Source organism: Pontibacter locisalis, from assembly GCF_042684605.1.
In the GTDB taxonomy this organism is placed as follows: domain Bacteria; phylum Bacteroidota; class Bacteroidia; order Cytophagales; family Hymenobacteraceae; genus Pontibacter; species Pontibacter locisalis.
In genome coordinates this window covers 111,087-122,995 of the sequence record NZ_JBHULU010000001.1, presented here as the reverse complement: position 1 = coordinate 122,995, position 11,909 = coordinate 111,087, and the positions used below count along the sequence as shown (strand labels likewise).

Below are 11,909 nucleotides of genomic sequence, written 5' to 3'. Positions count from 1 at the left end.
TTGACATCTTATTGCCTGAGTTGCCGACTTAGGAAGTTCACATAGCATTGAGGTCCTACCGGTCTTTACCAGACTGGCAGGACCTCAACTAGTGTCAGCGTCTTTTTTTCTCTGACCATACCTGAAACTCATGAAGCTAAAAGATAGATTTGCCCTGTGGGTTATTTTCCTTTGTACATCCTTCTTAGCTGGCCATGCAGCTATAGCACAGAAAAGAAATGAAGAAGTAGCGCCTGTTTATGTTGATAAGCATGGGGTTCTTCGCTGGAAAAAAGACAATAAGGAAGCGACCTTCTTTGGCGTAAACTATACCGTACCCTTTGCCTATGGCTATCGCTCTCACAAAGCCTTGGGTATTGACTTAGAGAAAGCTATTGATAAGGATGTTTATCATATGGCTAGGTTGGGGTTCAATGCCTTCCGGGTTCATGTCTGGGATACAGAGATATCAGACTCAACTGGTAACCTTCTGAAAAATGAGCACCTTCGGCTTTTCGATTATCTTATTGCGAAGTTAAAAGAGCGGAATATTAAAATTCTTGTTACGCCAATAGCATACTGGGGAGCAGGTTATCCGGAGCCTGACATGAAAACAGCAGGGTTCTCCAGCATTTACAATAAGCAACAAGCTGTTACTGAAGAAAAGGCTATCAAGGCTCAGGAACGGTTTCTTGATCAATTCTTCAGGCATACGAATCCCTATACTAAACTCACCTACCAGGATGACCCTGACATCATTGCAGCAGAGATAAACAACGAACCCAAGCATACGGGGCCAAAAGCCAGAGCAACAGAATTTGTCAATCGTATGGTGGCTGCAGTGAAAAACACAGGATGGAGCAAGCCAATTTTTTACAACATCAGTGAATCACCTGCTTACGCCGATGCCGTGGCGAATGCTAACATAGATGGAGTGAGCTTTCAGTGGTATCCTACCGGACTGGTAGCTAATCATACCTTACAGGGAAACTATTTGCCGCACGTAGACCGCTACAACATCCCCTTCGATACGATTGCCGCCTATGCAAACAAGGCCAGAATGGTGTATGAGTTTGATGCAGGGGATGTACTTCAGCCGAACATGTATCCGGCCATGGCCCGCAGCTTCAGGGGAGCAGGCTTTCAATGGGCTACCCAGTTTGCCTATGATCCTATGGCAACTGCTTATGGTAATACTGAATACCAGACACATTACCTGAATATAGCCTATACACCATCGAAGGCAATCAGTGCCCTTATAGCATCGAAGGCTTTTCATCAGCTTCCGAGGCTAAAAAGTTATGGTACTTATCCGGCTGACAGTACTTTTGGCGCTTTTCGGGTAAGTTACAAAGATAATCTGAGCGAACTGAACACGCCCCAGGAGTTCTATTACTCCAATACAACGCTTACCAAACCCGTACGTCCTTCCAGATTGCAGCATATAGCTGGCGTCGGAAGTTCTCCTGTGGTGACCTACAGCGGACGTGGTGCTTATTTTTTAGATAAACTTGAAAACGGGGTGTGGCGGTTAGAAGTAATGCCGGATGCCGTGCACATACGCGACCCATTTTCAAAGGCCTCACCAAATAAAGAGGTAACCCGCATAGAATGGACAACACATCCCATACAGTTTGATCTACCAGATCTTGGCAATGACTATAGTGTGCAAGGACTAAATGCAGGAAACACCTTGGCAACTAAAGCAAAGGATGGGGTATTCCAGGTAAAGCCGGGTTCTTATCTGCTGATGAAAAAGGGGAAAAAGACAGGAGGCTGGTCTGGTACAAGTAGAATGGGATCACTAAAACTAAATGAATTTGTCGCTCCGCAGCCGGTAAGGCAGGAGGCTTTTGTGTCGCATGAGCCTGTCAGCGAAGTAACTGCAAATAAACCTTACAAACTAAGCGCTAAAATAGTAGGAGTAGACTCTACTACTAAAGTAACCCTACTGATCAATAATCTGTCAGGTGTTTACAAAACGATACCTATGCAGGAGGCTGAGCCTTATGTATTCCAGGCAACAGTGCCTGCTGAATTAACCACTCCAGGTGTTCTTAACTACCGTATTATGGTTCAGGAGGGTGATAAAGATTATCTCACTTTCCCGGGGGGACATAAAGGAAACCCATGGACCTGGGATTACTATCATGATGATAGCTGGAAAACCCTTGTAGCGAGTGAAAAAGGAGCCTTGGAAATTTTTGATGCTGGTAATGACAGGAACATTTATGTTTACCCTAATCTTTGGAAAAGTAACGAAAGGGGGTTGATCACAGCAGAAAAACCTGGGCAGCTAATACTTCGCTTAGCAGTACCTGACTTATTGAGCGGTGAGGGGGTGATGGGCTACCAAACTTTCTTTGGTGATAAGCTGAAGGGAAGAGCCTCTGAGCTTAATGAATTCAAGAAGCTGGTGATCAGAGCAAGAACGACAAATGTTAACCCTGTCAAAGCCAGAGTTGCTTTGATTTCTGATGATGCTACCGCCCATGCTGCTTACGTTACGCTCATAAGTAGTTTCCAGGACATAGAAATTCCTTTGGAGAACCTGAAACCCGAAGAGTTTATGCTTTTACCAAGACCTTATCCAGGCTTCCATCCCTTTTGGTTTGTACCTGGTAACTCAGAACCTTTCAGGTTGAGCCAGGGTGAAAAGCTGGAGATATTGTTAGGCAAAGGACTCACTGAAAGTGAAAAGAATAAGCCTTTTAGTCTGGAGGTGGAGTCTGTAAGCCTGAAAAAATGATAAGCTTATTAATCAGCTTCAGTTTCTATTGATGCTGTAGAGAAAAAATGACAGACCACTTTGTAAAGTATACCAGGCAGCTTAAAAAATATGCAGGAATTAATCAGAAATAAATTCAAAGATATCTTTAATCTGGAGCCAACACTTTTCAGGTCCCCCGGCAGGGTAAACCTTATTGGTGAACATACAGACTATAATGATGGCTTTGTGTTGCCGGCAGCTATTAACAAAGAGATTTTTTTCGCCGTTGCGCCAACTAACACAAGTTCTGTCAGGCTGTATTCATTTGACATGCAGGAACAGGCTGATTTTGATCTGGAAGCTATAAGAGTGTCAGATATTAGTTGGGCAAACTACTTACTGGGAGTTGTAGCACAATTTCAGAAGGCAGACCTACAGGTAAAGGGATTTGATCTTCTTTTTGGCGGAAATGTTCCGATCGGGGCTGGTTTGTCTTCCTCTGCTGCTGTGGAGTGCGGGCTTGCTTTCGCTCTGAACCAGATATTTGATTATGGCTTAGACCGCATGGCCCTTGCCAAAGTTGCACAAAAGGCTGAGCACGAATTTGCCGGAGTACGCTGTGGTATAATGGACCAGTTTGCCAGTTTATTTGGAAAGAAGGAGCATGTGGTAAAGCTCGACTGCCGCTCTTTAGAATACACTTATTACCCTTTCGACATGAGCCAGTACCGTATTGTGCTTTGCGATACACAGGTCAAACACTCGCTTGCCTCTTCTGAGTATAACACACGAAGAATGGAATGTGAAGCAGGAGTAGCCATACTTCAAAAACACTATCATAACCTTATCAGCCTTCGTGATGTTACACCTGAGATGTTGGAAGAACAACGGACAGAATTCGATCCTGTTGTATTCAAACGCTGTATGTATGTGGTGCAGGAAAATAAAAGGGTAGAGGAGGCCTGCGAGGCACTGCAGCAGGGTAACCTGCACCTTTTTGGAGAAAAGATGTATGCTTCACATGCAGGTTTGCAGCATGATTATGAAGTAAGTTGCCCGGAACTGGATTTCCTGGTAGCGGAGGCAAAGCAGAATACTTCAGTTCTGGGGGCCCGTATGATGGGCGGGGGCTTTGGGGGCTGCACCATAAATATTGTGAATATTGCTGCTGTAGAAGACTTTACCCATTCGATGAATGAGGTTTACGAGAAGAGGTTCGGAATGTCACTTAAAACATATGTAGCTGAAATTGTTGATGGCAGCAGCAAGATTTCTTGATACTGTCCTTTTAAAGGTTAAATTATTACCCCTTATTATAAAGCTGAATTTATACACCAGATGAGTTCATTCATTTTAGCAGATCACCCGCATCGACGCTTTAACCCACTGATCGGGGAGTGGGTGCTTGTTTCTCCTCATAGAGCAAAGAGACCTTGGCAGGGGCAGCAGGAGGAGGTGTGTGTAGACGACAGACTTGGTTACGACCCTTCCTGCTACCTCTGTCCTACTAACGAAAGAGCAAATGGGGCGCATAATCCTGATTACAAAACTACCTTCGTTTTCGAAAATGACTTTGGTGCATTAAAGTCTGACACCCCGGCAGGCAAGTTTGAACGGGGAGGTTTGCTTCGGGCAGAGAGTGAGCGGGGAATCTGCAAAGTAATCTGCTTTTCACCGCGCCATGATCATACTTTAGCCGACATGGCAGTTGCAGATATCCGTAATGTGGTAGATCTATGGCAGCAGGAGTACGAGGAACTGAGTAAAGTAGATTTTATCCATTATGTGCAGATATTTGAGAATAAAGGCTTTATTATGGGGTGTAGCAATCCACACCCACACGGCCAGATCTGGGCTCAGAGTACAATTCCTAATGAACCGGCAAAAGAAACCACCCAACAGGAAAATTACTATCTGGAGCATCAGAAAAGCCTCTTGCAGGATTACCTTTCCCTAGAACTGCAGGAGCAAAAGCGGGTGGTTTATGAAAATGCTTCTTTTGCGGTAGTAGTACCTTTCTGGGCAGTTTGGCCATTCGAAACGATTGTTATCAGTAAACGCCATTTTCAGCACATCGGCCAGATGAAAACAGAGGAGAAAGATGCCTATGCGGATGCCATCAAAAGAATAACCTCTATTTATGATAAAGTTTTCAGTACCTCCTTCCCATACTCTTCCGGTATACACCAGCAGCCAACAGATGGTAAGGAGTACCTGGGATGGCATTTTCATATGCACTTTTACCCGCCCCTTTTACGCTCTGCCAGCATTAAAAAATTTATGGTTGGATATGAGATGCTAGGGAGCCCGCAGCGTGATATAACACCTGAAACAAGTGCTGAAAAGCTAAAAAGCTTTCTTCAAAGATAATTTCCTTTTTATATTAGAAAACTATAATATATAATATCCATATTTAAAATTGTTTCTATTTACAGAGTCAACTTTAACCCTTAAACAAATAAATAACGCTCCTTTACATGAATCTCTCTCCACTGGACTTTATCATCTTCATTGGCTATTGTGTCTTTATTATAGTCATCGGTATCCTTGTTTCCCGCGAGAAGAAAGGCCATAAAAAGAACTCTACTGACTATTTCCTGGCGAGCAAATCCCTGCCCTGGTGGGCCATTGGGGCTTCCCTGATTGCTTCTAATATTTCGGCAGAACAGTTTATCGGTATGTCGGGTTCTGGTTTTGCTATCGGACTTGGTATTGCCAGCTACGAATTTATGGCTGCAATTACCCTGCTAGTGGTTGCGAAATTCTTCCTTCCGATCTACATCAAGGAAGGCATTTTTACAATGCCCCAGTTCCTGAAGTTACGTTATGATGACCGCATCCGGACCAGCCTTGCCATTTTCTGGATCATGCTTTACATCTTCGTAAACCTTACCACGGTGCTTTACCTTTCGGCTCTTGCGCTTAGTGTGGTGTTAGGTATAACAACATTCCAGGCTATTCTTGGCTTAGCGACTGTAGCGGTAGCTTACTCTATTTATGGTGGTCTGAAGGCGGTAGCCTGGACGGACGTAGTGCAGGTAATTTTCCTTGTAGCGGGTGGCCTTGTTACTACGTTCCTTGCTTTAGATGCCGTTAGTGGCGGTCAGGGAGCCATTGCCGGATTCTCGCAGTTGCTGGTGGAGGTACCGGAGAAATTTGACATGATTCTGGAGGAGACGAATCCTTTCTATAAAGACTTGCCTGGTATGACGGTTCTTTTCGGTGGAATGTGGATTGCTAACATAAGCTACTGGGGCTTTAACCAATATATTATTCAAAGAGCACTTGCTGCCAAAAGTGTGAAGGAGGTACAATGGGGGCTTTCTTTTGCTGCCTTCTTAAAGCTTCTTATTCCGTTGGTGGTGGTACTACCAGGTATTGCAGCTTTTGCCCTAAACGCTGATATCACGAGATACGATGAGGCATACCCTTGGCTATTAAGTAACATTGTGCCTACAGGTGTAAAAGGTCTTGCTTTTGCGGCACTCATCGCTGCTGCTTTGTCCTCCCTGAGCTCCATGATGAACTCTACGGCAACCATCTTTACGATGGACATTTATAAAGCTCACTTAAAGAAAGATGCGAGTGAGAATCAACTGGTTTCTATTGGTAGACTAGTCAGCCTGGTAGCTATTATTATAGCGGCACTGGTAGCGGAGCCTCTGTTGGGTGGCGAAGAGCAGATATTCCAGTTCATACAAAAGTATACCGGCTATGTTAGCCCAGGTATTGTTGTTTTGTTTGCCTTTGGTCTTTTCTGGAAAAAAACCACCTCTAATGCTGCTTTGGCAACAGCCATCGCTTCCGTACCAGTTAGTATAATTATTGACCTGGTATTCCCAACTATGCCATTCCTGGATCAGATGGGTGTGGTATTTCTGCTTCTTACAGCTTTGATAATTATTTATTCTTTGTATGAAAACAAAACAAAGAACAGAGTACCTGAAAACTATGTAAGGATTGAAACAAACCTATTCAGTACAGACTCGATATTTAATGTAGCAGCACTGGCTATCTTATTTATAACAGCAGCTATTTACATCATCTTCTGGTAAAGGAATCACTTCTGCAGAAACCATACCTTACCTATCAGAAAAGCCTGTAAACCCGTTAATTTTGCGCGGGTATGCAGGCTTTTTTTTAGTATGTGCATCTAATGTTTCGTAAAGCACGTATAAAAATGGCTTTCCTTGTGCAAAGGAAGCTTCTACTTTAATGCTGGATGTCATCTTTTACTTCTTTTATAGCTAAACATGCTTTCAACAGAAGTGTTATTATGACAAAATCTATATATATATAACTTGCTTTTTAAGGAAAAATTCACGGTCTTAGCAAAGATCAGGGATCGAGTCTAAAGCAAGAGGTTGAATTGCTCTGCTCTGAACTAGCTGAGCTTTTTTTGATTAATGGTTATCTCTTAAAAAACAAATTGTATAATTATTAGTTTAGCTATTGATTTTAGCGTGTTGTGTTGAGGATTACTTATTCATTAGCATCCAGAGCCACACACCAGTGTTACCAAATTCTAACTATCACTCACTTAAACTTTATATGCAAAAAAAGTCTACAAAACGGATTAGCTTCGGCTTGACCATGGCTTTGTGCTGCCTGTATATTTCAGGTAATGCAAACGCCGAAAGTGGAGACGGAAACCCTGTAGTTGTCAAAAACAACACAGAGGTTACCAGCTCTTTGCAAGCAAGACAACAGAATGTGTCTTTGAGAGGCAAGGTAGTAAATGAGAATGGGGAAGGCCTTCCGGGAGTTACGGTTGTGTTGAAAGGTACAACAACTGGAACCTCTACCGATGTGAACGGAAACTTCTCTCTCTCTGTCCCTCAAACAGGCGGAACGCTTGTTTTCTCTTATATTGGCTACACGAACCAGGAGGTAGCAATCGGAAATCAGTCTAATTTCAATGTTACCTTAAGACCTGACACCAAAGCCCTTCAGGAGGTGGTTGTAGTTGGTTATGGCACGCAGAAGAAAAGCGATGTAACAGGAGCTGTAACTGCGGTTACTTCTGATGAGTTTGTTAAGGGGCAAAATACTACTCCTGAGCAGCTTATACAGGGCAAGGTTGCTGGTGTACAGATTACTTCCAATAGCGGTGCTCCGGGAGCCGGAAGCAGAATCCGTATCAGGGGAGGAGCTTCTTTGTTTGCCAGCAATGATCCCTTGATCGTTATCGATGGTGTGCCTATTGATAATGGAGGGGTTTCTGGTGTAGCAAACCCTTTGAGCTTTCTTAACCCGGATGACATTGCCTCCTTTAACATTTTAAAAGATGCTTCTGCCACCGCGATTTATGGATCACGTGCCTCAAATGGTGTCATCATAATTACTACAAAAAAGGGTAAAGCGGGAGAGAAGCTTTCAGTAAATTTCAGTACGCAGCATTCTTACTCAACTGTTACAGACAAAATTGATGTACTTTCCGGAGACGAGTTCAGAGCTTTGGTAAATGAAACAGGTACACAAACTCAAAAAGACCTGTTAGGCGATGCAAGCACAGATTGGCAGGATGTGATCTACAGGGATGCCTATATTACTGATAATACCATTAGCTTAAGTGGTTCTTACAAATCACTTCCTTACCGGTTGTCTTTAGGCTATCTAAACCAGGATGGGGTACTTAAGACGTCTAACTTCGAAAGAAAATCTTTGGGATTAAGCTTGAATCCTAGCTTTTTGGATGATCACTTGAGTGTTAACCTGAATTTTAAAGGAGCGCTTACGGAAAGTGTTTTTGCAAATGAAGGGGCCATTGGTGCGGCAATTATTTTTGATCCAACCCGGCCTGTATTCCAACCTGATAATCAATTTGGAGGGTATTTCCAATGGACATTAAATAACGCCTTTAACACTCTTGCTCCAACAAACCCATTGAGTTTGCTTAAGCAGAGAGACGATCAGGGGGAAGCAAACAGATGGATAGGAAATGTACAGATTGATTATAAATTTCATTTCTTGCCTGAGTTAAGAGCAAATCTTAACATCGGTACTGACAGGTCTGATAGTGAAGGACGCATAATTGAAGCTGCTAACTATGCTCCTAACCAATATGGTGTTCAAACCATTTCACGTTATGCTCAGAACAGGGAAAATGATCTGTTAGACTTTTACCTTAATTATACAAAGGAACTAACGGGTATAAACAGCCGCATAGAAGCAACTGCCGGTTACTCTTTTCAGGACTTTTTCTCTAAATCTCCTGATTTCAACTTTGTGGATGCAGAAGGTAATATCATAGGAACTCCGGTTGATGGGATTCCATCTCAGTCTCACTACAGACTGAAATCATATTTTGGTAGGCTTAACTACTCTTTACTGGACCGTTATCTCCTTACAGCAACGGTTCGTTATGATGGATCTTCCAGGTTCAGCGAGGACAACAGGTGGGGTGTTTTCCCTGCTCTTGCTTTTGCCTGGAGAATCAGCGAAGAAGGTTTCATGCAGGATGTTGGCTTTGTTTCAGATCTTAAGTTAAGATTAGGCTATGGTGTAACAGGACAGCAGGACATAGGTCCACTATTTCCTTACTTAGCCCGTTATACTCGTGCTGACAACACTGCTCAATACCAGTTCGGTAATACATTCTATAATACATTCAGACCTGAGGGATATGATGTGGGTATCAAATGGGAAGAAACTACTACCTATAATGCCGGCCTGGATTTTGGCTTCCTAAGCAATAGAATTACCGGTAGCCTGGATGTATTCTTTAAAGATACTGAAGACCTTCTTGCCGAAATTAATGTTCCTGCTGGTACAAACCTCACAAACAGACTGTTCACAAATGTGGGTAGTATGGAAACTAAAGGTTTAGAAGCGGCTTTGAACTTTGTGGCTGTAAGCAATGAAAAGTTAACCTGGAACATCGGAATAAACGGAACGTTGATTGATCAGGAAATTACAGGACTTAGCAAAGTTGAAGATCCTAGCTTTACTGGTTACGACGTAGGTGGTATTAGTGGTGGTGTTGGTAACACTATACAAAAATATACTCTTGGCTATGCACCTTTTTCTTTCTTTGTATACAAGCAAGTTTATGGAGCTGATGGAAAGCCAGTTGAGGGCCTCTACGCAGATCTTAACGGAGATGGTGAAATTACCCCAGAAGACAAGTACCTGTACAAGAACCCGACAGCTAATTTCAATTTAGGTTTTAATACGCAGGTCAACTATGGTAACTGGGATCTGAGTACAGTAGTTCGTGGCAACTTTGGTAACTACATGTATAACAACGTGTACTCAAACTTAGGTACAACCCAGTCTTTCTCTTTCCCTAATTACTTAAATAACGTTTCAGCAAACGTTTTGGAGACAGGGTTCGGAACTTATCAGTTGTTTTCTGATTATTACATAGAAAATGCTTCGTTCCTGCGCATGGATAACCTTACTTTGGGCTATAACTTCGGAAGAGTGCTTAATGATAAAGTTGGTCTTCGCCTTAGTGCAAACGTGCAGAATGTGTTCGTGATCACAGAGTACAATGGTCTTGATCCGGAGGTACCTTCTGGAATAGATTATTCACTCTATCCTAGACCTCGCGTTTATACCCTCGGGCTATTTCTCAACTTGTAATATTTTAAAATAAATATATGAATACAAAATTCATAAGAAACATGGCGCTTGCCGGAGTAATAACTCTTACTTCTGTAGCCTGTGAGCAAGATCTGGATATAACGCCAGAATTTGAAGTTGTGTCTTCTAAAGTTTATCAGGATTTTTCAAACTATAAGCCTATTCTGGCAAAGCTTTATGCCGGTTATGCTGTAACTGGTCAGCAAGGACCAACAGGCCGCCCGGATATTGGTGGTATTGACGAAGGTTTCTCAAACTACCTGCGTCAGTACTGGCAGGCACAGGAGCTAACAACCGATGAAGCCATTATTGCATGGAATGACGGTAACCTGCGCGACCTGCACGATATGGACTGGACTGCTGGAAACGAATTCCTTCGCGCCCTTTATGACCGAATTTTTTATCAGGTGTCTCTCACGAATGAGTTTATCCGTGAGACCACTGATGCTAAATTGGCGGAGCGTGGCATAACAGGAGCTAACCTGGAAGCTGCAAAGAACTTTCGTGCCGAAGCCCGTTTCCTGAGAGCGTTGAGTTACTGGCATGCATTAGACCTTTATGGTAATGTTCCTTTCGTTACAGAAGAGGATCAAGTAGGCTTCTTTTTTCCGGAGCAAATCAGCAGAGCAGAGCTTTTTGAATATGTAGAGTCTGAATTACTTGCAATAGAAAGCGAATTGGTTGATGCACGCCAAAATGAATATGGTCGTGCTGACAAAGCTGCTGCCTGGACGCTTCTTACTAAGCTTTATCTGAACGCGCAGGTATATACTGGTACAGCAAGATATACAGATGCTGTTACCTATGCTAAAAAGGTAATCAATGCCGGATACACCCTGGAAGATGATTATGATCATTTGTTCCTGGCCGACAATAATAAATCAAACGAAATCATTTTCCCGATCACATTTGATGGACTCAGGACGACTACATGGGGTGGCATGACGTATCTGGTGCATGCACCAGTAGGCGGAAGTATGAAGGCCTCTGATTTTGGTATCAATGGTGGATGGTCCGGTCTTCGTACAACAAAGCCAATTGTTAATCTTTTTGATGATATCAGTGGCAATACTGACGACCGTGCTAATTTTTACACAGTAGGTCAGAGCTTGGAGATCAATGACATTTTTACTTTTACAGATGGTTATGCCATTGCAAAATGGAGAAATGTTACCTCTACAGGGCAGGTAGGATCAGATCCGTCTGGTAACCACCCTGATACTGATTTCCCGATGTTCCGGTTAGGTGATGTGTACCTGATGTATGCTGAGGCGGTGCTTCGTGGTGGTTCAGGTGGTGACATGGCAACTGCGCTGCAGTATATAAACCAACTGCGCGACAGAGCTTATATTGGCTCTGCAAACGGAGCAATTACTTCAAGCCAGCTTAACCTGGACTTCATCCTGAATGAACGTGCACGTGAACTGAAGTGGGAGGGGCACCGCCGTACGGACCTGATTCGCTTTAACAGGTTTACAACGGATAACTACTTGTGGCCTTGGAAAGGTGGCGTGAAAGAGGGAAGAGCTGTAGCTGCTTTCCGTACGTTGTTCCCGCTGCCAACTACAGACGTCACAGCAAATCCTAATCTGAAACAGAACCCAGGATATTAATTAATTGCAGCTATCAAGCT

The 11,909-nt window shown here is 43.2% G+C and carries 6 protein-coding genes; all 6 read left to right on the top strand.

Annotated elements, in window-relative coordinates; translation table 11 throughout:
* Positions 1 to 130 precede the first annotated feature (130 nt).
* The 6 genes from ACFSRY_RS00505 (at position 131) to ACFSRY_RS00480 (ending at position 11,889) form a co-directional block, all read left to right on the top strand.
* A complete protein-coding gene (locus ACFSRY_RS00505; protein WP_377502208.1) occupies positions 131 to 2,728 on the top strand; it encodes a cellulase family glycosylhydrolase in 2,598 nt (865 codons plus the stop codon).
* Positions 2,729 to 2,818: 90 nt separating this feature from the next.
* Positions 2,819 to 3,967 carry a galactokinase gene (locus tag ACFSRY_RS00500; RefSeq protein WP_377502205.1) on the top strand — a complete coding sequence of 383 codons (1,149 nt, stop codon included), beginning with the start codon at positions 2,819 to 2,821 and terminating at the stop codon, positions 3,965 to 3,967.
* A gap of 60 nt (positions 3,968 to 4,027) precedes the next feature.
* Positions 4,028 to 5,059 (top strand): UDP-glucose--hexose-1-phosphate uridylyltransferase, encoded by a 1,032-nt coding sequence (locus tag ACFSRY_RS00495; protein WP_377502202.1) that lies wholly within the window; start codon positions 4,028 to 4,030, stop codon positions 5,057 to 5,059.
* Between the two features lie 107 nt (positions 5,060 to 5,166).
* Positions 5,167 to 6,744 (top strand): sodium/sugar symporter, encoded by a 1,578-nt coding sequence (locus ACFSRY_RS00490; protein WP_377502199.1) that lies wholly within the window; start codon positions 5,167 to 5,169, stop codon positions 6,742 to 6,744.
* A 496-nt stretch (positions 6,745 to 7,240) separates the two neighbouring features.
* Positions 7,241 to 10,276: a SusC/RagA family TonB-linked outer membrane protein gene (locus ACFSRY_RS00485; protein ID WP_377502196.1), complete on the top strand. Its 3,036-nt coding sequence runs from the start codon at positions 7,241 to 7,243 to the stop codon at positions 10,274 to 10,276.
* Positions 10,277 to 10,293: 17 nt separating this feature from the next.
* A complete protein-coding gene (locus tag ACFSRY_RS00480; RefSeq protein WP_377502193.1) occupies positions 10,294 to 11,889 on the top strand; it encodes a RagB/SusD family nutrient uptake outer membrane protein in 1,596 nt (531 codons plus the stop codon).
* Positions 11,890 to 11,909: the final 20 nt, after the last annotated feature.

Excerpts from the sequence above, each read along its gene's own strand:
- ACFSRY_RS00495 (WP_377502202.1), top strand. The coding sequence starts at position 4,028 with ATGAGTTCATTCATTTTAGCAGATCACCCGCATCGACGCTTTAACCCA.
- ACFSRY_RS00480 (WP_377502193.1), top strand. The coding sequence starts at position 10,294 with ATGAATACAAAATTCATAAGAAACATGGCGCTTGCCGGAGTAATAACT.
- ACFSRY_RS00490 (WP_377502199.1), top strand. The coding sequence starts at position 5,167 with ATGAATCTCTCTCCACTGGACTTTATCATCTTCATTGGCTATTGTGTC.
- ACFSRY_RS00505 (WP_377502208.1), top strand. The coding sequence starts at position 131 with ATGAAGCTAAAAGATAGATTTGCCCTGTGGGTTATTTTCCTTTGTACA.
- ACFSRY_RS00500 (WP_377502205.1), top strand. The coding sequence starts at position 2,819 with ATGCAGGAATTAATCAGAAATAAATTCAAAGATATCTTTAATCTGGAG.
- ACFSRY_RS00485 (WP_377502196.1), top strand. The coding sequence starts at position 7,241 with ATGCAAAAAAAGTCTACAAAACGGATTAGCTTCGGCTTGACCATGGCT.